Raw genomic sequence first — 26,626 nt, 5'->3', positions numbered from 1 at the left:
GATGGAACGATGGAACAACCTACAGTTTACCAGCCGAAGCACCCGGTCCGATTTGTGACAGCTTCGAGCTTATTCGATGGTCATGATGCTTCGATCAATATCATGCGCCGGATACTGCAATCCACCGGCGCAGAAGTCATTCACCTTGGTCACAACCGCTCTGTTGAAGATGTTGTCAATGCGGCCATTCAGGAGGATGCCCAGGGAATAGCAGTTTCTTCTTATCAAGGCGGACACGTCGAATATTTCAAATATATGATTGATTTGCTGAACGAAAAAGGGGCTGGCCATATCCGTGTTTACGGAGGCGGCGGAGGTGTCATCCTGCCGCGTGAAATCAAAGAGCTCCATGATTATGGCGTTGCACGGGTATTTTCCCCGGAGGATGGACGTGAGCATGGCCTCCAGGGTATGATCAACCAGATGATGGAAGAATGTGACTTTTTGCCGCCGCTCGTTCCGGAAGAAACCGTGAAGGAGCTGGAAAAGGGAGATCATCAGGCGATCGCCCGGTTCATTACTTATGTAGAGAACACACCGGAAGAGGATCGTGAAGCTGCTGCTCAATTTGAAGCAGCTGTGAAACAAAGTGACATGAAAAATATCCCGGTATTGGGAATTACAGGTACCGGGGGAGCAGGGAAAAGTTCATTGACCGATGAATTGATCCGCCGCTTTTTAAATGAAATTCCGGACAAGAAAGTGGCCATTCTTTCGATTGACCCGACAAAGAAAAAGACCGGAGGGGCATTATTAGGAGACAGAATCCGTATGAACGCGATTTTTAATCCACGTGTCTATATGCGCTCGCTGGCAACAAGAGATTCCAAATCAGAATTGTCGAAAGCGATTGAAGAAGCGATTCAGGTCGTCAAAGCGGCTGGAGTGGACTTTATCATTGTGGAAACAAGCGGTATCGGGCAGGGAAACGCGGCTGTGACGGAAGTTTCCGACTTATCCATGTATGTCATGACAGCAGAATTTGGAGCACCATCCCAGCTTGAAAAGATCGACATGATTGATTTCGCTGACTTCATCGTCATCAATAAATTTGAACAGAAAGGATCCGAGGATGCATACCAGCAAGTGCGTAAGCAATATGAGCGCAGCCATATGCTGTTCCACGAAGATCCAGGCACTTTCCCGGTTTTCGGCACCATCGCAAGCCAGTTCAATGACCCGGGAACAAATACCCTGTTCGCGGCCATCATTGATAAGTTGAACGAAGGCTATGACTGGGGAGAGGAAACTTCTTTTGAAAGAACAGCAAATGTAGAAAAACAGAATGTCATTATTCCGAACGAACGGAAACAATACTTGCGTGACATTGCCATGCTGGTACGCAACTACCATGACAATGCGGAACAGCAGGCAGAGAAAGCACGCAAACTGTACCAATTGAAAGGGACAGCGGAAGCATTGGAAGATGAAGAAGCTAAAGAAAAAATCGAAGCGCTGATCAGGCAATATGAGCAGGATATCGATCCGAAAGCGAAAGAAAAACTGGAGGATTGGGATGCGCTTCACGAACGGTACAGTGGGGATACCTACACTTTCAAAGTGCGGGATAAAGAAATCACGATGGATCTGACGACAGAAAGTCTCGCCGGGTTAAAAATACCGAAAGTGGCTTTGCCATCCTACACCGACTGGGGTGACCGTCTTGTCTGGCTGTTGAAAGAAAACGTACCAGGTGCGTTTCCATTTACTGCAGGAGTATTCCCGTTCAAGCGTAAGGGGGAAGACCCGAAACGACAGTTTGCCGGAGAAGGAACACCAGAAAGGACCAACCGCCGTTTTCACTATCTGTCGAAAGACGATGATGCCAAGCGTTTAAGCACTGCCTTTGACTCTGTTACTTTATATGGCGAAGACCCGGATGAACGCCCGGACATCTACGGGAAAGTCGGGGAAAGCGGTGTCAGCATTTGTACGTTAGAGGATATGAAAAAGCTGTATGACGGCTTTGACCTGATAGATCCACTGACATCTGTTTCCATGACGATCAATGGACCGGCGCCGATCATTTTGGCTATGTTCATGAACACAGCGATCGATCAGCAGCTCGAGAAATTTGAGAAAGAACAGGGACGTAAACCAAACAGAGAAGAAACGGAGCAAATCAAAGCGGAAACCCTGCATGTCGTACGTGGAACGGTTCAGGCGGACATTTTGAAAGAAGACCAGGGCCAAAACACATGTATTTTCTCAACGGAATTCGCCTTGCGTATGATGGGGGATATTCAGCAGTACTTCATTGATCATGAAGTCCGCAACTACTATTCTGTCTCGATATCCGGCTATCATATTGCCGAAGCGGGAGCAAATCCGATTACGCAGCTTGCGTTCACATTGGCGAACGGATTTACTTATGTCGAGTATTACTTAAGCCGTGGCATGGATATCAATAAGTTTGCACCGAACCTGTCATTTTTCTTCTCGAATGGTTTAGATCCCGAATACACGGTGATGGGCCGCGTTGCCCGAAGAATCTGGGCAATCATTATGAAAGAGAAGTACGGTGCGAATGAGCGGAGTCAGAAGCTGAAGTATCATATTCAGACTTCCGGACGTTCCTTACACGCGCAGGAAATTAACTTTAATGATATCCGTACTACACTGCAGGCTTTGATTGCCATTCAGGACAACTGTAATTCGCTTCACACCAATTCTTATGATGAAGCGATCACCACACCAACAGAGGAATCCGTACGCCGGGCGATGGCGATCCAGATGATCATCAGTAAGGAATTCGGTCTGACGAAAAATGAAAACTCCCTGCAAGGGGCCTATATCATCGAACAGTTGACCGATATGGTGGAAGAAGCAGTCCTCCAGGAATTCGAACGTATCAACGACCGCGGCGGTGTACTGGGCGCGATGGAACGCCAATACCAGCGTGGCAAAATCCAGGAAGAATCGCTTTATTATGAAAGTAAAAAGCATAGCGGAGACCTGCCGATTGTCGGAGTTAATACCTACGTGAATCCTACACCGCCTTCAGAGGATGAAATCAACTCCATGGAAATTGCGCGCGCTACGAAGGAAGAAAAAGAACATCAGATCCAGACGCTGCGTGAATTCCAGAGTGTGAATGGGGATGAAACAGAAGCAGCCCTGCAGCGCTTAAAAGAGGTAGCAGCAAGTGAAGGTAATATTTTTGCTGAACTGATGGAAACGGTTAAAGTGGCGAGCCTTGGACAAATCACCAATGCCCTCTACGAAGTAGGCGGACAATATCGCCGGAACATGTAAAGGTTTAAGAAAAGAACTCCCAGTGCTCCCTGGGAGTTCTTTTTATAGCCGAAAATCCACTTGGCCAAGTGATCTTCTTGACCAAGTTAGCTGAGGGCGTGCCCGCGGCAAGCTCCACCGATAAGCGATTCGTGAGAATCAACAACAAACTTTGACAGCTCCATTAGATTAAAAAGGACTTTTTCAGTAGCCTCATTTTGAATTGAGGTGTTTTGTTAGTGTCCACCACCAACGGTATCGTGGTCGCCGGTCTGGTTGATTTGCTTGATGGTAGGAGTAGTCTGCCCATACCATTCATAAGTAAGATCATAGTTCTTTTCTTTGTCCAAAAGCATCCAGATGTTTTTATTTTTCACTTTATATTTATCTCCGTCGACATAAATATAGTAAGCGTCATCCTTGTGGTCTTTCTTTTCAATTTGGACGCTGGTCAATTCTTCTGAGTGGATCATCCCGTAATTCGTGTATAAATAATACCCGCCGACCAAGGCGAAAAAGATGATAAGGAGCCATTTTGCTACCCGCATGAATCTCTCTCCTTTGTTTATTGTAACTGAACTTCGGATAGACTTATTTTACGATAAAAATGCCGGAAGACCAAATCAAAGGTCATGATTGGCAGCCAGTTGGGATAGAAAATTTCCGAATCATTGATTTTTATATAGGCTAACCATATAATATTAGGTATGGTTAAATATGAGAATCGTATGACTTGATGAAAGTAGACATATATACCTTAATTATCATTAAAGGAGTGCTGGACCTTGAGCTTGAAAGAGTATAGTAAAGATCAAATTGAAGAAATGTCCATGATTGATCTTGCAGCGGTTATGCTGGAAGAAAAAAGAGAGGCAGTCGACTTCAATGACTTGTTCCACGAGATTGCTGATATGAAAGGCTATACGGAGAAACAAAAGGAAAATTATATCGCCCAGTTCTATACGGATATGAACATTGACGGCGGATTCATGACGATTGGCACGAATAAATGGGGATTGAAGCGCTGGTATCCGGTAGAACAGATGGAAGAAGAAATTTCCAACCTGCCGAAGAAACGTAAAAAGAAAAAGCCGAAGCGTAAAGTGAAAAAAGAAACTGCAGATGAAGCATTGTTCGATGAAGATCTTGAGGAAGAACTTGATTTGGATGATGAAGATTTGGATCTTGATGAGAGCGATGATGGTTTCGAAGGTGATTATGATAACGATGACCTTGATGAAGAAGAGGAAGAGGTCATCGAAGATGATATCAGCTTCATCGGCGATGATGATGACGAGGAAGATGACGACCTCTGATTGCCGCTTGACTTTCGAACCTTAAATAAGTACAATCTTATTTGGGCTCTTAAAATTTCGTAGAACGAACCTAAAGGCGCTCCCCATTACCGGGGAGCGCTTTTTATTTTTTAGGGGAAGAAATTAGCTATTCATAACATTTATGACTGCTGAAGCAGCCAGTAGGTCATGATATAAGAAAGATTACAGAAGAAAGAGGGATGACCGTGACAAAGTACATTTTTGTAACAGGTGGAGTAGTGTCTTCCTTAGGTAAAGGGATCACAGCCGCTTCACTTGGCCGATTATTGAAAAACCGTGGATTGAAAGTGACTATCCAGAAATTCGATCCATACTTGAACGTAGACCCTGGTACAATGAGTCCATATCAGCATGGAGAAGTGTTCGTCACAGACGATGGTGCTGAGACTGACTTGGACCTTGGCCACTATGAGCGCTTCATCGATATCAACCTGAATAAATTCAGCAACGTAACGACAGGGAAAGTATACTCCCACGTCATTAAGAAAGAACGTCGCGGAGATTATCTGGGTGGAACCGTCCAGGTCATTCCACATATTACGAATGAAATCAAAGACCGTGTTTTCCGTGCCGGTCATGAAACGAATGCAGATGTCGTCATTACTGAAATCGGCGGTACTGTAGGGGATATTGAATCCCTTCCATTCCTTGAAGCGATTCGTCAGATCAAGAGTGATATCGGACGCGATCACGTCATGTACATTCATTGTACGCTTGTTCCTTATATCAAGGCAGCGGGTGAAATGAAGACAAAACCGACACAGCACAGTGTTAAAGAACTCCGCTCACTTGGGATTCAGCCGGACGTGATTGTACTGCGTACGGAGATGGAAATATCCGAAGAAATGAAGGAGAAGATCGCTCTTTTCGGCGACATTAATAAAAAAGCGGTAATTGAGTGCCCTGATGCAGATACCCTTTACAAAATTCCATTGATACTGCAAGAGCAAAAGCTCGATCAATTGACCTGTGACCATTTTAGTCTGGACTGTAAGCCTGCCGAGATGGCGGAGTGGAATCAATTGGTGGATAAGGTAACCCATTTATCTGATAAACTGACGATCGGCCTTGTCGGAAAATACGTCGAATTACCTGATGCCTATATTTCTGTCGTGGAAGCATTGAAACATGCAGGCTACCCATACGATGCAGATGTTGATATCCAATGGATTAACTCGGAGGAAGTAGACCCATCCAATGTGGAAGATAAACTTGCCGGTGTAGACGGTATTCTTGTTCCCGGTGGTTTCGGGGATCGAGGGATCGAAGGTAAAATCGAAGCGATCCGTTTTGCCCGTGAAAATAAGGTGCCGTTCCTTGGAATCTGTCTTGGTATGCAGCTTGCTACTGTCGAGTTTGCGCGTAACGTTCTTGGTTTAGAAGGTGCGCACTCAGCTGAAATCGACCCAGCCACTCCTCATCCAATCATCGACCTTCTTCCGGAACAGAAAGAAATTTCTGATCTGGGGGGAACATTACGTCTTGGTATTTATCCATGTAAGCTGCAAGAGGGCTCCAAAGCAAAAGAAGCTTACGGAGATGAGGTCATTTATGAACGCCACCGCCACCGGTTTGAGTTCAATAACCATTACCGGGAAGAAATGGAAGAAAAAGGTTTCTCTTTCAGCGGTACCAGCCCTGATGGCCGCCTGATTGAAATTATCGAAGTCGAAGATCATCCCTGGTTTGTTGCAAGCCAGTTCCATCCAGAGTTCAAGTCCCGTCCGACTCGTCCGCAGGAATTGTTCTACGGATTCATCGGAGCGGCTTCTACCTATAAAAAGTAAGAAAAAAAGCGCGAAACCTTTTCCTGAGGCTTCGCGCTTTTTCCATTTCCTGGACACCCCTGGGGTGCGGAGCGGGACTTATTCGTATTCGGAGAGGATTTCTTTTACGGTAATGTAAATTGCGTAATAGCTGTAAAGTGCGGTCATGGCACTTGGAAAACAGATCCGTTCCATATCAAAAGGCAGCAGAGAGTCGGTCACTTTCGTATCGACTGGAAAATCAGCTTGTTTGTATAGTTCACCCTCCTTGTTTTTTGCAGAAGATAAGCTGATTACCTGTGCGCCCTGCGCCTGGACATCATGCATGATGGCTGTCGCTTCCTTGTGATCGGCGAACCTTGCTGCGAGAACTACCCGGTCGATGGAAGTCAGCTCGGTACCGGGTTGATAACGCTGGCTTTTTGGTAACGTTTCTTTTCCATCCAGCATTTCCGCTTCAACAGCCTGCATTTCTTCAAAGCCTTTCACATAAATGTTTCCATCTCCTATGATTGCTTGAGCCAGACCTCTGGCTGCCTCTTCAATCGCGAGTGTTTCTTTCTCCTCGATTTGCTGGAACTTCCCTGTCAATTGGGTAGTCAGCATCTTCATCATGTTGATCCCACCTTTATTTACCATTCAATTTTCATAGCTTAGCACAAATGGCTGATGTTGAGAATAAATTAAAGCTGCCATTAGCAGGAAAAAAGTCAATTTATATCGAATGAACAAAGAAGGAGGTATTATATGAGCGTAATCTAACTGCAGAAAGGTAGGCGAGCGATCATGGCCAAAGAAGTGTTGATTGTAGACGACCAGCCAGGTATCAGGCTTTTACTGGAAGAAGTGGTCAAAGGAGAAGGATATGCTGTGGCTTGTGCCGAAACTGGGCGTGAGGCACTCGATTATATCGAAGCAAATGACCCGAGCCTGTTGGTAATCGACTATAATCTTCCGGTCATGAATGGCGGTGAGCTGCTGCACCATTTGAATGAGACAGGATACGACAAACCAGCCATTCTTATGACGGGTTTATCTGTGGATAGCCTCGGGGAAGAAAAGGACTTCCACTTTGTGAAAAAAGTGGTTTCTAAACCGTTTAATATCATGGATATCCGGGAATTAATCACCAAAATTATGCAATAAAGAGTGTACAAAAATTGACTTTTTGAGAAATTTTTTGATGTAAGCGCTCTATCCTTCTTGGGTTGTTGCACCTTCGTCTGGGTATTGGTATTCTTATAATTGTGATTACACATACATAGCATGTCTGTGAGTCGTTTTGCAAATGTGCTAGTAAATAATATACCCATTCGAAGGAGGAGCTTTCATGCCTTTAGTATCAATGAAGGAAATGCTCGAAACTGCTAAGGAACAACGCTACGGTGTTGGGCAGTTCAACCTGAATAACCTGGAATACGCACAAGCGATTCTTCAAGCAGCAGAAGAAGAAAAATCACCAGTCATCCTCGGTGTATCCGAAGGTGCGGCTAAATATATGGGTGGTTTCAGTGTAGTGGTTTCCATGGTAAAAGCACTGATGGATTCTTATGGAACTACTGTTCCGGTTGCTATACACCTTGACCATGGTTCCAGCTTTGAGAGCTGTGCAAAAGCGATTCATGCAGGATTCACTTCTGTCATGATCGACGCTTCCCACGATCCGTTGGAAGAAAATATCGCAGTGACTAAAAAAGTTGTAGAACTTGCGCATCTTCACGGTGTTTCTGTTGAAGCAGAACTTGGCCGTGTCGGTGGACAGGAAGATGACTTGATTGTTGATGATGCAGAAGCAGCTTATGCTATTCCATCTGAGTGCAAGCAGCTGGTGGACGAGACTGACGTGGATGTTTTCGCGCCAGCATTAGGTTCTGTCCATGGTCCTTATAAAGGAGAGCCGAACCTTGGCTTCGACCGCATGGAAGAAATTATGGGTCTTGTAGATAAACCGCTTGTCCTTCATGGGGGTACAGGCATTCCGACACACGACATTAAAAAAGCGATTTCTTTTGGTACAGCGAAAATCAATGTCAATACTGAAAACCAAATCGCTCAAGGCAAGAAAGTCCGTGAAGTATTGGCGGAAAAACCGGACCTTTATGATCCACGTAAGTATCTTGGACCAGGACGCGATGCCATCAAAGAAACTGTGATTGGCAAAATGCGTGAGTTCGGTTCTTCCAACAAAGCGTAAATAAACAGGTGAACAAAGGAAGCCGTTTGTAGTGGACGGTTTCCTTTTCAACATATTATGAAAACGCAATCATCGATGGGGAGGATTATTTACATGAAATTTTTTATTGACACTGCAAATATCGACGATATCAAGGAAGCCAACGCTTTAGGTATACTGGCCGGGGTGACGACAAATCCGAGCCTGGTGGCTAAAGAAGGCGTGTCGTTCCATGAACGTTTGCAAGAGATCACAGAAGAGGTAGACGGTTCTGTCAGTGCAGAAGTAGTTTCCGAGGATGCAGAAGGAATGATTCGGGAAGGGAAGGAACTTGCGGCGATTGCACCGAATATAACAGTAAAGGTGCCGATGACGATGGAAGGACTGAAGGCAGTCAAAGCATTGGCCGACCTTAATATCAAAGTCAACGTCACCTTGATTTTCTCTGCCAATCAGGCTTTGCTTGCGGCAAGAGCAGGAGCAGCTTATGTTTCCCCTTTCCTGGGCCGTCTGGATGACATCGGTCATAACGGACTGGATTTAATCGCTCAGATTGCCGAAATTTTCGACAGACACGGGATCGAAACAGAAATCATCGCGGCATCCGTCCGTCATCCTGTCCATGTAACGGAAGCTGCCATGAATGGGGCACATATCGCTACGGTTCCTTTTAAAGTATTGAATCAATTAGTAAAACATCCATTGACGGATCAGGGTATCGAAAAATTTCTTGCAGATTGGAATCAACAAAAATAGCATGAAATTGGTAAAATTGTACAAACTAACAGCGCAGGAACAGGTTGACTGAGAACTGGATTTCTTGGAAAAGACACTGCCGGGAATGTCAATCAATCGGACAATCACTGGTCAAATGTCTGCTTCAGTCAGACATTTGCTGGTAGATTGCAGGATTAAAAGCGAGGAGTTAGCCATGCAAAAATTACTTGTAGAAGGCGGTAAAAGGTTAGAAGGTACAGTACGGATCGGCGGGGCCAAGAACAGTGCGGTTGCCTTGCTCCCAGCAGCTATTTTGGCTGAATCGCCAGTCACGATCGAAGGGCTGCCGAAAATTTCCGACTTGCAGATCCTGAGTGATTTGCTGGAGGAAATTGGCGGTACGGTGAAAAAAGAGGGGCAGACCATAGAGATCGATCCATCGGACATGATTTCCATGCCCCTTCCAAATGGCAAAGTGAAGAAGCTGCGAGCTTCCTATTACTTCATGGGAGCCATGCTTGGCCGGTTTAAAAAAGCGGTCATCGGACTTCCGGGAGGATGCCATCTTGGTCCGCGTCCGATCGATCAGCATATCAAAGGTTTTGAAGCGTTAGGTGCCCAGGTAACAAACGAACAGGGAGCCATTTACCTGCGTGCCGAAGAGCTGCGCGGCGCACGCATCTATTTGGATGTGGTCAGTGTCGGCGCGACCATCAATATTATGCTGGCGGCGGTTCGAGCTAAAGGAAAAACGGTTATTGAGAATGCTGCCAAGGAACCGGAAATCATTGATGTTGCTACCCTGCTTACCAGTATGGGAGCGAAAATCAAAGGTGCAGGTACGGATGTGATCCGGATTGAAGGTGTGGATCAACTTAGCGGCTGTAATCATACGATTATTCCGGATCGTATCGAAGCAGGAACCTATACGATTCTGGCAGCAGCCCTTGGGGACGGAATCCTGATTGATAACGTAATTCCCCAGCACTTGGAATCCCTGCTTGCCAAGTTGCGTGAAATGGGAGTTACGGTGGACGAAGGCGATGAGCAATTGTTCATCAAGACGAGTGATAAGTTGAAGAGTGTCGACATCAAAACACTCGTCTATCCAGGCTTCCCAACGGATTTACAGCAGCCGTTCACATCGCTTTTGACCAAAGCATATGGGACGGGGGTTGTTACCGATACGATTTACCAGGCACGCTTCAAGCACATTGATGAACTTCGCAGGATGAATGCCCATATTAAGGTGGAAGGTGGAGCAGCGATTGTGGCAGGCCCATCTCCATTGCAAGGGGCGAAAGTCAAAGCGACCGACCTCCGTGCGGGAGCGGCCCTGGTTATTGCTGGTTTAATGTCCAATGGAATTACGGAAGTGACTGGAATTGAGCATATCGAACGAGGATATGAGGACCTCGTAGAAAAGCTCACCAATCTTGGTGCTACCATTTGGCATGAAAGAATGACCGAAGAAGAAGTGGAGCAATTTCAGAATTCATAGCAATCTGGTTTCCATGGAGATGGGGAAAAATTCAGATATGAATGGAGAGGAATAACCATGGAAAGAAGTTTGACAATGGAATTGGTACGTGTCACCGAAGCGGCGGCACTTAAATCTGCACGCTGGATGGGAAGAGGGAAGAAAGAGGAAGCGGATGATGCAGCAACATCTGCCATGCGCGATGTCTTTGATACCATCCCGATGAAAGGTACCGTCGTAATCGGTGAAGGGGAAATGGATGAAGCGCCGATGCTTTACATTGGAGAGAAGCTCGGGAATGGTTACGGCCCTCGTGTCGACGTTGCAGTCGATCCGTTAGAAGGGACGAACATTGTGGCCCAGGGGACATGGAACGCATTGGCTGTCATTGCGATTGCTGATCATGGTGCCCTGCTTCATGCCCCGGATATGTACATGGATAAAATTGCTGTCGGACCGGAAGCAGTTGGGAAAGTGGATATCAATGCTTCGATCGCCGACAATTTGAAAGCCGTAGCGGAAGCGAAGAATAAAGACGTAGAAGATGTAGTAGCCATCGTACTTAATCGGAAGCGGCACGAAGGAATCATTGAGGAAATCCGTGCCGCTGGCGCAAGGATCAAACTGATTCCTGATGGGGACGTGGCTGCAGCTATCAATACAGCCTTCGATCATACCGGTGTGGATATTCTGTTCGGTTCAGGCGGTGCTCCGGAAGGGGTGCTTGCTGCTACAGCGCTGAAATGTCTGGGCGGGGAGATCCAGGGCAAGCTGCTTCCGGCCAATGATGAAGAGCTGGAACGTTGCAAAAGCATGGGAATTGAAGACATCAACAAAGTCCTTTATATGGACGACTTCTGTTCCGGAGATGATGCGATATTCGCTGCCACTGGTGTCACGGATGGCGAGCTCTTGACAGGTGTACAATTTAAAGGAACCAAAGCTACGACTCAGACAATTGTCATGCGTGCCAAATCAGGCACTGTCCGTTTCATCGACGGGGATCACAGCTTGAAAAAGAAACCGAATCTAGTAATCAAACCTTAATAGGCAAGGGAGCCGTCATAACGGCTTCCTTTTCCCTTATTTATGCCGGAAAACAGGTGCTTTAAAGATAGATCTGATTTTTTTTAGATTTATATTGAATAGTTTCATGGAAAAGAGTTAAAATGGTTAAAGTTTAAACAACCCTTAAATAGTGAAAAACCTCTGTAAGCTTCCCAAAATTAGCTTCGAGAATTTCTTCTATCACTTCAAAAAAGCGTTCTTGCGAATTAGAACAGCATACATTGGCAAATTTTCTTGCTGTCCCCACCTGTTTATACTTTTTTTGTCAGATAGATAGCGTTGCAGGGCTTAAAGACGGCAGACAGAACCAGGTAACAAAAATATAATAGTGTGGTGATTTTGTGGCTGAATTGACAATATCTCATTTAGAAACGTTAACATTGAAAGATTTATATTCCTTAGCACGACAATTCAAAGTATCTTATTATGCAAAACTGACAAAAAGGGAACTGATTTTCGCTATTTTAAAAGCGCAGGCGGAAAAAGGCGGATATTTATTCATGGATGGGATCCTGGAAATCATTCCTTCTGAGGGATTCGGTTTCTTACGTCCAATTAATTATTCACCCAGTGCAGAAGACATCTACATTTCTGCTTCCCAAATCCGTCGTTTTGATTTGAGGAATGGGGATAAGGTATCAGGGAAAGTACGTCCTCCAAAGGAAAACGAACGTTATTACGGACTGCTTCATGTCGATGCGGTCAACGGGGAAGATCCGGAAACCGCGAAAGAGCGCGTCCACTTCCCGGCACTGACTCCTCTCTACCCGGACCGGATGATGAAGCTGGAAACGAAGAGCAAGAACATTTCCACCAGAGTCATGGACCTGATGGCGCCGGTGGGATTCGGCCAGCGTGGTTTGATTGTGGCACCCCCGAAAGCCGGCAAAACGATGCTGCTTAAAGAAATCGCGCACAGCGTTTCTTTGAACCATCCTGAAGCGAAATTAATCATTTTGCTTGTCGATGAAAGACCGGAAGAGGTCACCGATATTGAACGTTCGGTTGCTCCCGATGTGGATGTCGTCAGTTCGACATTTGATGAAGTACCTGAAAACCATATCAAAGTTTCTGAGCTCGTACTGGAACGTGCCATGCGCCTGGTGGAGCAAAAGCGTGACGTTATCGTATTGATGGACAGTATCACACGTCTTGCCCGTGCTTACAACCTGGTCATCCCGCCTAGCGGCCGTACCCTGTCCGGGGGAATTGACCCTGCGGCATTCCACCGTCCGAAGCGATTCTTCGGTGCTGCTCGAAACATCGAAGAAGGCGGAAGCTTTACGATTTTGGCTACAGCCCTTGTCGATACCGGTTCACGGATGGACGATGTCATCTATGAAGAATTCAAAGGCACTGGGAACATGGAGCTTCACCTGGACCGCAGCCTGGCACAGCGCCGTATTTTCCCGGCTATCGATGTGCTTCGTTCCGGTACACGGAAAGAAGAGCTGCTGCTCCCTAAGACACATCTGGAAAAAATGTGGGCGATCCGCAAGGCATTGTCCGACACCCCGGATTTTGCGGAACGCTTTATGCGCAGATTGAAAGCTTCGAAAAATAATGAAGAATTTTTCGATATCATGGATAAAGAAATGAAAGGCAAGTCGACCGGCAGAAGAACACAGCCCCAGGGAAAATAAAACAAGTTCTTGCAATGCAAAAATGCCCCTGTTATAATCATTCTATGTGAGTTTCGAGACAGGGCAGGTTCTGCCTGATACGGCTCTTACAATAACTCTGTTTCCAAAGGATTCAGGGCAAAAAGGAGTGGAAGAACATGAAAAACGGCATTCATCCAGAATACCGCAAAGTCGTATTTCTAGACACAAGTTCTGATTACAAGTTTCTAAGTGGTTCCACACAGGGATCTGACGAAACAATCGAATGGGAAGATGGCAACACATACCCATTGATCCGCGTAGAGATCAGCTCAGCTTCTCACCCGTTCTACACAGGTAAGCAAAAAGCTGATAAAGAAGGCGGCCGTGTCGATCGCTTTAAGAAAAAATACAACATTAAGTAATATTCGTCATACCATTTGGGATATGCGAATTTATGCGAAAAACAGGCAAATTGTCTAACTTTGCCTGTTTTTTTGCACTTTAAGATAGTTTTAATGTTAAAGGAATAAAAGATATGAAAAGGGAAGCCTTCCGTCATGAGGGCTTCCTGGTGATTAACTGAGTTTTCTAATACGAACAGGAATCGAAAAAGGGGACTGTCGCTGTCCTGCCGGCAGTCCCTTTCTTCTGTTTTTACGATGTTTGTTATAGATGGAGATTTGGGAAGGGAGCGACTTACAAAGTGTATGTGATGAAGCAAAGCGGTTGGGTAGAAGTGATTTGTGGCAGTATGTTCAGTGGGAAATCCGAAGAATTGATACGTCGTGTACGTCGTGCTACATATGGTAATCTGTCCGTCCGGGTGTTTAAACCGATAATTGATGATCGATATTCAGAGGATGCGATTGTTTCCCATAATGGAACTTCTGTGCTCGCCCGTCCTGTGGAGCACTCAAAAGATATTTTAGCAGCCGTCGATGATACGATCGATATTGTTGGAATCGATGAAGTTCAATTTTTCGATGAGGAAGTCGTGGATGTTGTGGAAGAACTTGCCGATAAAGGAATTCGCGTCATTGTCGCCGGTCTGGATACAGACTTTCGTGGCGTTCCGTTCGGCTGCATGCCGGATTTGATGGCCTTGAGTGAGATGGTGACAAAGCTGAATGCTATCTGTCCGGTTTGTGGATCACCAGCGAGTCGTACCCAGCGTCTGATTGATGGAAAGCCGGCCTCATATGATGATCCGATCATTCTTGTCGGAGCTTCCGAATCATACGAGCCGCGTTGCCGTCATCATCATGACGTGCCTAAGAAGCCCAGGCAATCGCAGCTGAAAACCCAAATATCAACTTAAATAAAAGGAGCACCGAAAAAGCTTTGACATTTTTTCGGTGCTCCTTTTATTTGTATCTTAATAGTTACAAATATATTAAAAACTCGCAAATAAAGTCATAAACTCGCAAATATATCTGAAAAATCGCTAATATATTGTTAATTTCGCAAATAAAACTTATATTTCACAGATAAAATGCATGTATCTGACATTCATATTTTTTCCTCTCCGGGACATCCTAAGAAAAAAGCGTAAGGAGTGGAAAATATGAAATACAAGGCGACAGCGATAATAATGGGGGCAGCGATTTTCCTAGCAGCATGCGGAGGTGCCGGGGGAAAGGATCAAGGAGCAGACGAAGGCTTGATGGATACCCAGAATACGGAGGAACGAGGCAATCAGATCGATAATCCGCGTATGATCAATAATGTCGGCGATAGCTGGGGGTTGAAGCAGGATCGTGAGAAAATCAAGTCGGCTGCTGAAAGTGTTCCGGGAGTGGAAGTAGAGCGTGTCATCTTAGAAGGACCGCTTGTACGTGTAACTGCAAATGTCCCTGATAATAGTTTGTCTGATGGAGACAGGCAGGACTGGGAACAGCAAATTGAGCAGGCCATTTACCGGGCAGTTCCCCGCTATGATATTAAAGTTAGGGTTCGATGACAGGAAGAGATTATCAGGGCGGCTGGAGGACAGCCGCCTTTCTTTTTTAACTTTTACGCGTCATCTTGTAACTCCCAAGTCTCTATAATATAATTAGACTGTTATAGAGAAAGAGGTGGATGTACATGTTAGAACGTTTGCAATCCCTTGAAGATCGATATGAAAAATTGAATGAACTCCTCAGTGATCCTGAGGTCATCAGTGATCCGAATAAATTACGAGAATATTCGAAAGAGCAGTCTGATCTGGAAGAAACCGTTCAGGCATACCGGGAATACAAAGATATCAGCACACAGTTGGACGACGCTAAGGTGATGCTGAAAGATAACCTGGATGATGAGATGCATGACATGGTCAAAGAAGAGATCGACGAACTGAGCACCGGGAAGGAAGACCTGGAAGAACGATTGAAATTCCTGATGCTGCCGAAGGATCCGAATGATGACAAAAACGTCATTATGGAAGTGCGTGGTGCAGCAGGCGGTGATGAAGCTGCCCTGTTTGCCGGTGACTTGTTCCGGATGTACACCCGTTATGCGGAAACCCAAGGGTGGAAAATAGAAGTCATCGAATCTCATCAAAATGATGTTGGCGGCTATAAAGAAGTCATCTTTATGGTCAATGGCCAGGGAGCATTCTCCAAGTTGAAGTATGAAAACGGAGCGCACCGTGTCCAGCGTGTTCCCGAAACTGAATCAGGCGGCCGGATCCATACATCAACCGCAACCGTAGCCGTCCTTCCAGAAGCGGAAGAGGTAGAAGTAGACATCCACGATAAGGATATTCGTGTCGATACATTTGCTTCCAGCGGTCCAGGCGGGCAAAGCGTTAACACAACCATGTCTGCCGTTCGACTGACACATGAACCGACAGGTGTCGTCGTCTCTTGTCAGGATGAAAAATCCCAGATCAAGAATAAAGAAAAAGCGATGAAGGTACTTCGTGCCCGTATCTATGATAAATTTCAGCAGGAAGCGCAGGCAGAGTATGATGAGAACCGTAAGTCCGCTGTCGGTTCCGGAGACCGCTCTGAAAGAATCCGTACTTACAATTTTCCTCAAAGTCGTGTCACCGACCACCGCATCGGTTTGACCATTCAGAAGCTTGACCAGATTTTAGAAGGAAAGCTTGAGGAAATCATTGATGCATTGATTGTTGAGGAACAAACAAAAAAATTGGAGCAGATTGGTGAATAACATGGAACAATCGTTTACGACGATTCAGGAAGCCCGAAAGTGGGCTTCTCTTTTTTTAAAAGAACAGCAACGGGAACCGGGTGTTGCGGACTGGCTGCTTGAACATCACCTGAACATGAGCTACACACAGCTGATGGCTTACGGACGGGACCCCTTTCCCCATGAAAAAAAAACGGCCTTCGTGGCAGATATTTATAAACATACGGAGACAGGCATCCCGGTACAGCACCTGATTGGCGAAGCGGAATTTTATGGTCGTCGGTTCAAGGTAAATGGGGATGTACTTATACCCAGACCAGAAACAGAAGAACTGGTGGAAGGAGTTTTACGGTTCATCGAGAAGAAGGGGCTGAACTCCGAATACCTGAAGGTTGTCGATCTCGGTACAGGAAGTGGGGCGATCGCTTGCACCTTGTCATTGGAATTGGACCACCTGGATGTATATGCGACGGACATTTCCTCACAAGCATTGGAAACCACCGCCCGTAACGCCCATCAACTGGATGCCAAAGTGAAGTTTTATCAAGGAGACTTTCTAGCACCAGTCGCCGGAGAAGCGATCGATATCATCGTATCGAATCCGCCGTATATATCACTCGCCGAGCTGAAAGAACTCTCTGATACCGTCGTCCGGTTTGACCCGCACCTTGCATTATTTGCTGACGACGAAGGGCTGGCAGCCTACCAGACGATTATCCGTCAGATAAAAAGTTATCATCTCCGCCCCATGCTGATAGCTTTTGAAATTGGTCATCGACAAGGAGAAGCAGTCAAGGCGATTATTGAAACAGAACTGCCCGGCTATCATGCGGAAGTTCGTTCGGATATCAACGGCTACCCAAGGATGGTATTTGCCTATACAAAAGCATCTATTAAATCTCAGCGCTGATTTACCATTAAAGCTTTAATGGAAGACTCAGTTTCAAGATAGTTAGGTCCTTTACCATGACAGTAATGGGATGGCTTGGGAAACAACTCGCTTTCCTGCGGGGGACCTGGCAAGCTTCCTCGGGCTAAAGCCCTGTGGAATCTCGCCTAGCCCCTTCTCCCGCGGGAGTCTCGCCGTTTCCCTTCCCATCCAGCCAGTTTTGTACTAAACGGACCCTTCAAAAAGAGAAAAAATGTAGCTGAAACCTTCATCTTGAGGCATTTTACAAAGGATGTAAAGACACTAAAGTCTTCAACCATAGGGCAGTTTTCGTAGGCTGGTTTCGAGAACTTCCCATGGCTAGGGGCGTAGGGGAACGGTGAGACTCCTGTGGGAGCAGAGTGATAGATGAGGCCCCGGAAGGCGAAGCCTGAGGAGACTCAGCACACGCCCACGGAAAGCGAATCGTTCCCGGAGCCCCTCAACTCTAACAATATCTCGAAATCAAGTCTTCTACAATTCGGCCCTATTATTGAATCTTCAGAAAAATAATAGATTAAGAGTTTAAAAGTGAAATCTCCTGCCCATACTTGAAAACAAGAAGGGGGCAGGAACAATGAAAAAAGCACTTATATCGCTTATTATTATTACGATTTTTATAACAGCTTCACCGATAACAACAACAGGAGCAACTACTACAGGACCAGGGTACCAGGTCATCCCGGATGAGGCGATCCGTTTACGGATTCTCGCTAACAGCAATGGGGAAGATGATCAGGAATTGAAACGGGAAGTACGCGACAAGGTTAATGCCGAAATTACAACCTGGGTAGAAAAACTGACCTCGATCGAGGCGGCGCGTCAGTTGATTGAAAGAAGGATTGGCGAGGTGGAAAAGATCGTCGCCGATACATTGGAAAACGCGAATGTCAATCAATCATATCAAGTAGAGTATGATGAGCAGGTGGAATTTCCTACGAAATTATACGGGAGCTATATTTACCCTGCAGGCACCTACGAGGCGATTTTGATTACTCTAGGAGCAGGAAAAGGTGACAACTGGTGGTGCGTCTTGTTCCCGCCATTATGTTTCCTGGATTTCGCAAACGGCACCACGACAGCTTCTGCTGCTGAATCCGAACAGGATACGACGGTACAATCTGCTTCCAGGGAGGTTGAAGTAGACTTTATCCTCGTGAAAATCTGGAATTCCATAAAAAATCTATTTTCTTAGCATATCAGGCACACTCCTTTTCATAGATTAGTGGTAGAAAAGGAGTGTGTTTTTGTTATGGAAATCATTAAATTAGAAGAAAACCATTGGAAACTATTAAAAAATAAGTATAACTACCCCGCAAATGTCACGTGGAATCAGGAGGAAATGCTGGCAAATGGCTATTTGATCCAGGAAGGACAAATGCTGCTGGGCAGTTACCTGTTGCAGCCTGTCGGGGAGAATGTGGTGCAATTGAAACAACTGACACTGTTCAACCAGGCTACTCCAGAATTACTGCTGGTTATTTTTCAAACGATTGTAGAAGATATTCACCAATCGACTATTTCTACTGTAATCGTCAATAGTCATTCTGAACAGTTGGATACATTACTGGAGCATTTTGATTTTATACAAATGGAATCAGAAAAGTTACCCACAAACGATCAGTTATCCACAGAAAAAGCCTGGGTTTATCAGGTGAACTGACAGGAATTATTCACAGTTGTGGATAATTCCTGTGTATAACTGTGGATTACTGTGTAAAAGTGATTGAAAAACATAAAATATAAGGGTTTTATAATGGAATGCTTGTGTGTAAACTGTTAATAACTTGTGTTTGACTCCAATACTTGCTTCCTGCACGCTCCCATCGCATAATAAAAAAGAGAATATGTGAAGGAGCATAAGTGGCTATGTCTATGAAAACGAATGTATGGAATATCGATCCGATGCGCGTTTCTGCGCATATGGATGAAATAAATCAAGCAGCTTACCTCCTGCAGCAACAGGAGGTTGTCGCGTTTCCGACAGAAACAGTATATGGTCTGGGGGCAGACGCAACAAGTGAGCAGGCAGTCCATCGTATTTTCGAAGCGAAGGGACGTCCATCGGATAATCCGCTGATTGTCCACGTGGCCGATGCTTCCCAGGTGGGAAAACTGGTAACGGAGATTCCGGAGACTGCAAAGAAAATGATGGCCTCATTCATGCCTGGACCATTAACCATTGTTCTGGAAAGCAACGGGGCTTGTGCCGAAAACGTAACGGCTGGCTTATCGACAGTCGCCGTCCGGATCCCCAATCACCCCGTGGCTCTTGCGTTATTGAAAACGAGCGACTTACCGCTTGCTGCGCCGAGTGCCAATCGTTCCGGCAGGCCTAGTCCGACGACAGCTGATCACGTCTATCAGGATTTAAATGGACGGGTTGCCGGTTTGATTGATGGCGGTCCTACAGGCGTGGGGCTGGAATCGACCGTAGTGGATTGTACCAGTACCATGCCGGTGATTTTACGGCCAGGCGGGATTACACGGCAGCAAATTGAAGATGTGATCGGAGCGGCCATGGTTGACCCTGCGCTTGCCTCCCCAGAAGAGAAGCCGAAGTCGCCAGGCATGAAATATACCCATTATGCACCGGAAGCTCCGTTATGGCTTGTGGATGGCAGTGATGAATTTTTTATCGAACAACTCCAGGAACTGGAAAGGGACGGAAAACGGATCGGAATCATCGCCAGCAATGAACTGGCTGAACAATTACCACAAAGGCATGTGATTGCCTGTGGGTCACGCAATGACCTGAAAGAAGTCGCCGTCCATTTATATAGTGCGCTCCGTGAATTTAAAAAAGCGGATGTCGACATCATCCTTGGTGAAGCCTTTTCCGACGAAGGGTATGGAGAAGCTATCATGAATCGTCTGCAAAAGGCCGCTGTCAAGAAGCTTAATCAATTTTAACCGAAGCATATCGATGCGCCTCCCCGCATATAGTGAGATAGCATGTCCGGGGAGGTTTTTCTATGGAGTCCGTTTGGCTTGGGGAAGTCGTTTCCTTATCTATTCTTGCGTTTGCACTGGGTCTGGATGCTTTTTCGGTGTCATTAGGTATGGGAATGCAGCGGATGCGTCTGAAACGAATATTTTTCTTAGGACTATTGGTAGGCATTTTTCATATGATAATGCCTTTTATCGGAATTATAATCGGCCAGTTAGTATCTGCGCCATTGAATCATATGACAATGTTACTTGGTGGAATGCTGTTGATCGGAATCGGCGCTCACATGTTCTTTTCTTCTTTTAGGGAGGATAAAAAGCCCCAGTCTCCGATTGGTATCGGAGTTATTTTGTTTGCCTTCAGTGTGAGCGTCGACAGTTTTTCTGCTGGTTTGAGCCTAGGGTTGTCAGGGGTAGGAGTTCTGATGGCTGTCTTGCTTTTCGGATTCATGAGCATGAGTTTGACGTGGACAGGTTTTTTACTGGGCCGAAAAGCGAAAGGGCTGCTCGGGGTATATAGTGAATTATTAGGCGGGAGTATCCTTTGTGCCATCGGACTCAACATGCTATTCTGATGAGTCTTACCTCCTCCTATGGTAAAATGGGAAGATAGAAACGGCGTAGCAAGGAGGAGTTCCGGAATGAATATACTTTTCGTCTGTACCGGCAATACATGCAGAAGTCCAATGGCGGAAGCATTGCTGAAGAAGAATAACGGAAACGTAAACGTCAAATCAGCGGGCGTTTTTGCGTCAAAAGGTGCTCCCATTTCCGGTGGTGCCCGCCAGGTATTGGAAGAAGCAGGGGTTGAAGTCAATCATCAGTCCCAGCCTGTCACACCAGAATTGCTGGAGTGGGCAGATCTCGTTTTGACAATGAGTGAACAACATAAACAATCATTAGCTATGCAATATGATCAATGGCAGGATAAATATTACACTCTGAAAGAATATGCAGCTGGTGATCAGGCTGCGGCCGATTGGGAAAATTTGAAGCAGGCATACACGAAAATCGAAGAGAAACGGATCCAGTTCATCAATGACAATCGCAACAAGTACGAGGATGACAAGATGCAGCAGGAATTATATGAAGCACTGAAAGAGGATTTAAAAGAAATTCAAAAGCTGGAAAACGAACTGCCGAGCTTTGATATCAGTGACCCATTCGGCGGAGACATCGCTATTTACAGGGAAACGATGAAAGAAATAGATAACAACATTACTTATCTATTGAAAAAGATAGATGCTGACCAGTATCCCGAAGGATGATGAATTGACATTTCACCGCTTCCATTTAAGAGGCTGACGCGTTACAATCATGATAGTAGAAGAAGGAGTGGTGTCAGCATGAAAATTATCCTTGCCTCCGACCACGGAGGAACAAACTTACGTAAAGAAGCAGCAGCGATATTGGATGAATTAGAAATTCCTTATGAAGATATTGGCTGCGACTGTGAAGGTTCAGTAGATTATCCGGATTACGCTTTGCCGGCGGCTGAACGTGTCGCAAGCGGAGAATTCGATAAAGGGATTCTTATTTGTGGTACAGGCATTGGTATGTCCATTTCTGCAAACAAAGTGAAAGGTATACGTGCGGCGCTTGTTCATGACTTATTCAGTGCCAAAGCGACCCGTGAACATAACGATTCCAATGTGCTATGCATGGGAGAACGTGTCATTGGTCCCGGGCTTGCGGCGGAAATTGTACGTACATGGGTATCTACAGATTATGAAGGCGGTCGTCACGCCAATCGTGTTGGAAAGATTGCCGAATACGAAAATAAATAATAGAATAGAAAATAGAGAGTTGGAGAAGCCTTAGGGATACGCTTCTCCTTTTTTACAAGTAAAATCCTCACGGAGGTGTCCAGGCATCATGAGTATGGAATCCATCCGGAAAGATGTCCGGAATCTGGTAAATGAATTGTCTGTAAGCGGTCATTTGAAAGCTGGCGAACAATTCGTTATCGGGTGCTCTACCAGTGAAATTGCCGGCGAGCGAATCGGCACGTCCGGAAGTGAAGAAATTGCTGCTGTGTTGTTTGAAGAAATGCAGAGTTTGAGGGAGAATGAAAAAATAGAACTTGTATTTCAATGTTGTGAACATTTGAATCGTGCACTTGTTATGGAACGGAAGACAATGGAAAAACGCGGTTATGAGCAAGTATCGGCAATACCAGTGCCGAAGGCTGGAGGCGCGATGGCTGCTTATGCCTTCAATCATATGGAGGATCCGGTCGTAGTGGAGGAAATCAAAGCCGAATCGGGGATCGACATCGGCGATACGATGATTGGCATGCATTTGAAACGGGTGGCTGTGCCGCTTCGGTTCAAACAGAAATCCATTGGTAAAGCCCATTTGACAGCCGCACGTACCAGACCACGTCTGATTGGCGGCGAACGGGCAGTCTATAAGAAACCTCAAGTGGAAGCAGATTGTGATTAAATCAAAATTTGATGGAAATAGAGAGGGGAACTCAACATGCAACAAGTCAAACAAAGGGATCTGAAAGTATTCGAATCAATCGAAGCGGAAAAGAAACGCCAGCAGGAAAAAATCGAACTGATCGCATCGGAGAACTTCGTTTCTGAAGCAGTCATGGAAGCGATGGGGTCTGTGCTGACGAATAAATACGCGGAAGGCTATCCTGGACGCCGGTATTATGGCGGCTGTGAACATGTAGATGTTGTCGAAAACCTGGCACGCGATCGCGCTAAGGAAATTTTCGGTGCCGACCATGCCAACGTACAGCCGCACTCCGGGGCCCAGGCCAATATGGCTGTTTATTTTACCGTTCTTGAACCTGGCGATACCGTGCTTGGTATGAACTTGAACCACGGTGGACACTTGACACATGGTAGTGGTGTCAACTTCAGCGGTAAACTGTACAATTTTGAAGATTATGGTGTGGATAAAGAAACGGAACAAATCGATTATGATGCAGTTCTGGAACGCGCCAAAGAATTGAAGCCGAAATTGATTGTAGCTGGCGCAAGCGCTTATTCACGTACCATAGATTTCGCTAAGTTCCGTGAAATTGCAGATGCAGTAGATGCCTATTTGCTTGTAGATATGGCACACATTGCCGGCCTGGTTGCCACGGGTCATCATCCAAACCCTGTTCCTCATGCCCATTTTGTAACTACTACAACGCATAAAACATTACGCGGCCCACGCGGCGGCATGATTCTTTGTGAGGAGGAATTCGCGAAGAAGATCGATAAAACCGTATTCCCTGGCATGCAGGGTGGTCCGTTGATGCATGTGATTGCTGCTAAAGCCGTTTCCTTCTATGAAATATTGCAGGAAGATTTCAAGGCTTATTCCGAACAGGTCGTCAAGAATGCCAAGCGTCTTGCCGAATCCCTGCAGAAGCATGGCGTCCGCATCGTTTCCGGTGGTACGGATAACCACTTGCTGCTCATGGATGTCCGCCCGCTTAATCTGACAGGAAAAGTGGCCGAAAAAGCACTGGATGATATTGGGGTAACTACCAATAAAAATACCATTCCATTTGATCCTGAAAGCCCATTTGTAACCAGCGGTATACGAATTGGTACAGCTGCTGTCACTTCCCGTGGCTTCGGTGAAAAAGAAATGGACGAAATCGCAGAAATCATTGCTTTCACGCTTAAGAATCATGAGGATGAAGCCAAGTTGAAAGAAGCGGCAGACCGTGTGCTTCGTTTGACCAGCCAATTCCCGCTTTATCAATAATAAAAAAGTCCCGCTCCATTTATGGCAGCGGGACTTTTGTGTGTCCAGAAACGTTCGCCCACGCTTTCGGATTTGCCTTGCAGTTACAGCTATAATTATGTACAATTTGAAGGATGCAAAATTTAAAATTCATGACATTTGTCAATTAAAATTTTAAAAGGAGTGGATCGGCAATGGGAAAAGTGTACGTATTGGATCACCCGTTAATCCAGCATAAGTTGACATACATACGGAAAGAAAGCACAGGTACCAAGGATTTCCGTGAGCTTGTAGATGAAGTAGCTGCTTTGATGGCCTTTGAAATTACGCGTGACCTCCCGCTCGAAGAAGTGGAAATAGATACACCAGTTATTTCTGGTGCGAAAGCAAAAGCGTTGAGTGGTAAGAAAATCGGTCTTGTTCCTATCCTGCGTGCAGGGCTTGGAATGGTAGATGGGATGCTGCAATTGATCCCGGCTGCCAAGGTAGGACATGTTGGTTTATACCGTGACCCGGAAACATTAAAGCCTGTTGAATACTATGTGAAGCTCCCTAGCGATATTGAAGAACGTGAATTGATCGTACTTGACCCGATGCTTGCGACCGGGGGGTCAGCGAATGCGGCTATCGATTCCTTAAAAAAACGTGGTGCCCGCCAAATCCGCTTGATGTGTATCGTGGCAGCGCCGGAAGGGGTAGAAGCTGTACAGGAAGCACATCCGGACGTTGATATTTATCTTGCAGCATTAGATGAAAAGTTAAACGAGAAAGGCTATATCGTTCCTGGTCTTGGGGATGCAGGCGATCGTTTATTCGGAACGAAATAACCATAAAGAAACAGAGGTGTCAACGATGACCAATCCGATTAAAGTAATGACGATTTTCGGGACCCGCCCGGAAGCAATCAAAATGGCTCCGTTGGTTCTGGAATTAAAGAAACGCACAGATCAATTTGATCCAATCGTTACGGTTACGGCACAGCATCGGGAAATGCTTGACCAGGTGCTGGAGATATTTGATATCACACCAGATTATGATCTGGATATCATGAAACAACGCCAGACGTTGACACAGATTACATCGCGGGCCATGGAAGGCCTGGACGAAGTGATAAAAGAGACAAAGCCCGATATGATCCTGGTTCATGGTGATACCACCACGACATTTGCTGCTTCTTTGGCTGCTTATTATAACCAGATTCCTGTCGGCCACGTTGAGGCGGGGCTAAGGACGTGGAATAAGTACTCGCCATTCCCGGAAGAAATGAACCGTCAGCTGACTGGTGTCATGGCTGATCTTCATTTTGCTCCCACTAATAAATCGCGGGATAATCTGCTCGCTGAAAACAAACCAAATGAGCAAATCTTTGTAACGGGTAATACAGCAATTGATGCTTTGAAAACAACCGTTGATGATAATTATTCAAGTGAGGTGCTGGACAATCTTGGTGACCGCCGTCTTGTACTGATGACAGCTCACCGCCGTGAAAATCTTGGAAATAACATGGAGCAGATGTTCCGTGCTATTAAGCGATTAGTCGAAACCCATGACGATGTCCAGGTGGTCTATCCCGTTCATTTAAACCCTGTAGTACAAGAAACAGCGGGACGTATCTTAGGAAACGATGACCGCATTCAACTGATTGATCCGCTTGGTGTTATTGATTTTCATAATTTCGCCTCACGCGCCCACTTGATCTTGACCGATTCAGGCGGTGTACAGGAAGAAGCCCCTTCTCTTGGCGTACCGGTATTAGTCCTCCGGGATACAACCGAACGTCCGGAAGGAATTGAGGCCGGAACGCTTAAGTTGGCCGGAACAGAAGAAGCCCACATCTTTGAACTTGCCAATGAATTGTTGTCCGATGAACAGGCGCATGAAGCGATGGCTAAAGCTTCAAACCCGTATGGAGATGGACAGGCATCCAGCCGTATTGCCGAAGCGATCCGCTATTTCTTCAAGCAACGCGAAGATAAGCCGGATCCATTTACGTTATAAAACACAACCAGAGCCCTGCAGGCCTCATTTATGAGGAGAGCAGGGCTTTTTTGTGGAAAGGTTCTGTTGAACGTTTTTGTTAACTTTCAAAGTCCTTTATTCAACTATTTGGCCGGATTATGGAAGACTTGATTTCGAGATATTGTTGGAGTTGAGGGGCTTCAGGAAACGATTCGCTTTCCGTGGGCGTGTGCTGAGTCTCCTCAGGCTTCGCCTTGCGGGGCCTCATCTATCACTCAGCTCCCACAGGACTTTGAATTTTCATCTTGACTTAACCCACGCACGAAGGAAATGCGTAGCATTTTCGAGGAGTCTCACCGTTTCCCTACGCCCCCTTGCCGTGGGAAGTTCTCGAAATCAGCCGAAGAAAACTGTCCTATGATTGAAGATTTTAATGCCTCTACATCCTTTGTAAAATGCCTCAGGATGAAGGTTTCAGCTACATTCTTTCTCTTTGTGAAGGGTCCGTTTAATACAAAACTGGCTGGATGGGAAGGGAAACGGGGAGACTCCCGCGGGAGAAGGGGCTAGGCGAGATCCC

Annotated in this window: 26 protein-coding genes; 24 read left to right on the top strand and 2 right to left on the bottom strand. The window is 45.8% G+C overall.

Annotated features, from left to right (window positions below):
• The first annotated feature begins 9 nt into the window (after positions 1–9).
• Positions 10–3,255 carry a fused isobutyryl-CoA mutase/GTPase IcmF gene (gene icmF, locus P855_RS0113885; protein WP_028784135.1) on the top strand — a complete coding sequence of 1,082 codons (3,246 nt, stop codon included), beginning with the start codon at positions 10–12 and terminating at the stop codon, positions 3,253–3,255.
• A 215-nt stretch (positions 3,256–3,470) separates the two neighbouring features.
• On the opposite strand, the gene P855_RS0113880 is transcribed toward icmF, so the two are convergent.
• A complete protein-coding gene (locus P855_RS0113880; RefSeq protein WP_037986079.1) occupies positions 3,471–3,782 on the bottom strand; it encodes a hypothetical protein in 312 nt (103 codons plus the stop codon).
• A 237-nt stretch (positions 3,783–4,019) separates the two neighbouring features.
• Here P855_RS0113880 and rpoE point away from each other — a divergent pair, with 237 nt between their 5' ends.
• Together rpoE and P855_RS0113870 are read left to right on the top strand one after the other, a co-directional pair.
• Complete coding sequence (rpoE, locus tag P855_RS0113875) at positions 4,020–4,550, top strand: DNA-directed RNA polymerase subunit delta (protein WP_028784133.1); 531 nt, start codon at positions 4,020–4,022, stop codon at positions 4,548–4,550.
• Between the two features lie 206 nt (positions 4,551–4,756).
• Positions 4,757–6,358: a CTP synthase gene (locus P855_RS0113870; RefSeq protein ID WP_028784132.1), complete on the top strand. Its 1,602-nt coding sequence runs from the start codon at positions 4,757–4,759 to the stop codon at positions 6,356–6,358.
• Between the two features lie 78 nt (positions 6,359–6,436).
• On the opposite strand, the gene P855_RS0113865 is transcribed toward P855_RS0113870, so the two are convergent.
• Positions 6,437–6,952 (bottom strand): DUF2529 family protein, encoded by a 516-nt coding sequence (locus tag P855_RS0113865; RefSeq protein ID WP_028784131.1) that lies wholly within the window; start codon positions 6,950–6,952, stop codon positions 6,437–6,439.
• Between the two features lie 171 nt (positions 6,953–7,123).
• Between P855_RS0113865 and P855_RS0113860 the strand changes: the two genes are divergently transcribed.
• The 21 genes from P855_RS0113860 (at position 7,124) to wecB (ending at position 26,085) form a co-directional block, all read left to right on the top strand.
• On the top strand, positions 7,124–7,483 hold the full coding sequence (locus P855_RS0113860) for a response regulator (RefSeq protein WP_028784130.1): 360 nt from the start codon (positions 7,124–7,126) through the stop codon (positions 7,481–7,483).
• 184 nt (positions 7,484–7,667) lie between these two features.
• Complete coding sequence (gene fba / locus P855_RS0113855; protein WP_028784129.1) at positions 7,668–8,531, top strand: class II fructose-1,6-bisphosphate aldolase; 864 nt, start codon at positions 7,668–7,670, stop codon at positions 8,529–8,531.
• 93 nt (positions 8,532–8,624) lie between these two features.
• Positions 8,625–9,266 carry a fructose-6-phosphate aldolase gene (gene fsa, locus P855_RS0113850; RefSeq protein ID WP_028784128.1) on the top strand — a complete coding sequence of 214 codons (642 nt, stop codon included), beginning with the start codon at positions 8,625–8,627 and terminating at the stop codon, positions 9,264–9,266.
• Between the two features lie 175 nt (positions 9,267–9,441).
• Positions 9,442–10,728, top strand: coding sequence for a UDP-N-acetylglucosamine 1-carboxyvinyltransferase (locus P855_RS0113845; RefSeq protein ID WP_028784127.1), 1,287 nt, complete (start codon positions 9,442–9,444; stop codon positions 10,726–10,728).
• A gap of 57 nt (positions 10,729–10,785) precedes the next feature.
• Complete coding sequence (glpX, locus tag P855_RS0113840) at positions 10,786–11,754, top strand: class II fructose-bisphosphatase (protein WP_028784126.1); 969 nt, start codon at positions 10,786–10,788, stop codon at positions 11,752–11,754.
• A 362-nt stretch (positions 11,755–12,116) separates the two neighbouring features.
• On the top strand, positions 12,117–13,418 hold the full coding sequence (rho, locus tag P855_RS0113835) for a transcription termination factor Rho (protein WP_028784125.1): 1,302 nt from the start codon (positions 12,117–12,119) through the stop codon (positions 13,416–13,418).
• A 137-nt stretch (positions 13,419–13,555) separates the two neighbouring features.
• Positions 13,556–13,801 carry a type B 50S ribosomal protein L31 gene (locus P855_RS0113830; RefSeq protein WP_028784124.1) on the top strand — a complete coding sequence of 82 codons (246 nt, stop codon included), beginning with the start codon at positions 13,556–13,558 and terminating at the stop codon, positions 13,799–13,801.
• A 281-nt stretch (positions 13,802–14,082) separates the two neighbouring features.
• A complete protein-coding gene (locus P855_RS0113825; protein ID WP_028784123.1) occupies positions 14,083–14,697 on the top strand; it encodes a thymidine kinase in 615 nt (204 codons plus the stop codon).
• Between the two features lie 246 nt (positions 14,698–14,943).
• The gene (locus P855_RS0113820; RefSeq protein ID WP_037986078.1) at positions 14,944–15,339 is read left to right on the top strand and encodes a hypothetical protein; all 396 of its coding nucleotides are present in this window, start codon (positions 14,944–14,946) and stop codon (positions 15,337–15,339) included.
• Positions 15,340–15,464: 125 nt separating this feature from the next.
• Positions 15,465–16,535, top strand: a complete 1,071-nt coding sequence (gene prfA, locus P855_RS0113815; protein ID WP_028784121.1) for a peptide chain release factor 1 — start codon at positions 15,465–15,467, stop codon at positions 16,533–16,535.
• A 1-nt stretch (position 16,536) separates the two neighbouring features.
• A complete protein-coding gene (gene prmC / locus P855_RS0113810) occupies positions 16,537–17,424 on the top strand; it encodes a peptide chain release factor N(5)-glutamine methyltransferase (protein ID WP_028784120.1) in 888 nt (295 codons plus the stop codon).
• A gap of 595 nt (positions 17,425–18,019) precedes the next feature.
• On the top strand, positions 18,020–18,637 hold the full coding sequence (gene spoIIR, locus P855_RS0113805; protein ID WP_028784119.1) for a stage II sporulation protein R: 618 nt from the start codon (positions 18,020–18,022) through the stop codon (positions 18,635–18,637).
• 57 nt (positions 18,638–18,694) lie between these two features.
• Complete coding sequence (locus P855_RS0113800) at positions 18,695–19,105, top strand: hypothetical protein (protein ID WP_028784118.1); 411 nt, start codon at positions 18,695–18,697, stop codon at positions 19,103–19,105.
• Positions 19,106–19,317: 212 nt separating this feature from the next.
• A complete protein-coding gene (locus P855_RS0113795; protein ID WP_028784117.1) occupies positions 19,318–20,355 on the top strand; it encodes an L-threonylcarbamoyladenylate synthase in 1,038 nt (345 codons plus the stop codon).
• 62 nt (positions 20,356–20,417) lie between these two features.
• Complete coding sequence (locus P855_RS0113790) at positions 20,418–20,966, top strand: manganese efflux pump MntP family protein (RefSeq protein ID WP_028784116.1); 549 nt, start codon at positions 20,418–20,420, stop codon at positions 20,964–20,966.
• Between the two features lie 66 nt (positions 20,967–21,032).
• Complete coding sequence (locus P855_RS0113785; protein ID WP_028784115.1) at positions 21,033–21,659, top strand: low molecular weight protein arginine phosphatase; 627 nt, start codon at positions 21,033–21,035, stop codon at positions 21,657–21,659.
• Positions 21,660–21,737: 78 nt separating this feature from the next.
• Positions 21,738–22,178 carry a ribose 5-phosphate isomerase B gene (rpiB, locus tag P855_RS0113780; RefSeq protein ID WP_028784114.1) on the top strand — a complete coding sequence of 147 codons (441 nt, stop codon included), beginning with the start codon at positions 21,738–21,740 and terminating at the stop codon, positions 22,176–22,178.
• A gap of 88 nt (positions 22,179–22,266) precedes the next feature.
• Entirely contained in the window at positions 22,267–22,836 is a 570-nt protein-coding gene (locus P855_RS0113775) for a TIGR01440 family protein (RefSeq protein WP_037986077.1), read from the top strand.
• Positions 22,837–22,872: 36 nt separating this feature from the next.
• On the top strand, positions 22,873–24,108 hold the full coding sequence (gene glyA / locus P855_RS0113770) for a serine hydroxymethyltransferase (RefSeq protein ID WP_028784112.1): 1,236 nt from the start codon (positions 22,873–22,875) through the stop codon (positions 24,106–24,108).
• Positions 24,109–24,281: 173 nt separating this feature from the next.
• Positions 24,282–24,914, top strand: coding sequence for a uracil phosphoribosyltransferase (gene upp / locus P855_RS0113765; RefSeq protein WP_028784111.1), 633 nt, complete (start codon positions 24,282–24,284; stop codon positions 24,912–24,914).
• A gap of 25 nt (positions 24,915–24,939) precedes the next feature.
• Positions 24,940–26,085, top strand: coding sequence for a non-hydrolyzing UDP-N-acetylglucosamine 2-epimerase (gene wecB / locus P855_RS0113760; RefSeq protein ID WP_028784110.1), 1,146 nt, complete (start codon positions 24,940–24,942; stop codon positions 26,083–26,085).
• Positions 26,086–26,626: the final 541 nt, after the last annotated feature.

The organism is Thalassobacillus devorans MSP14, from assembly GCF_000496835.1.
Taxonomy (GTDB): domain Bacteria; phylum Bacillota; class Bacilli; order Bacillales; family Halobacillaceae; genus Thalassobacillus; species Thalassobacillus devorans_B.
This window is presented reverse-complemented; position numbering and strand designations above follow the sequence as displayed.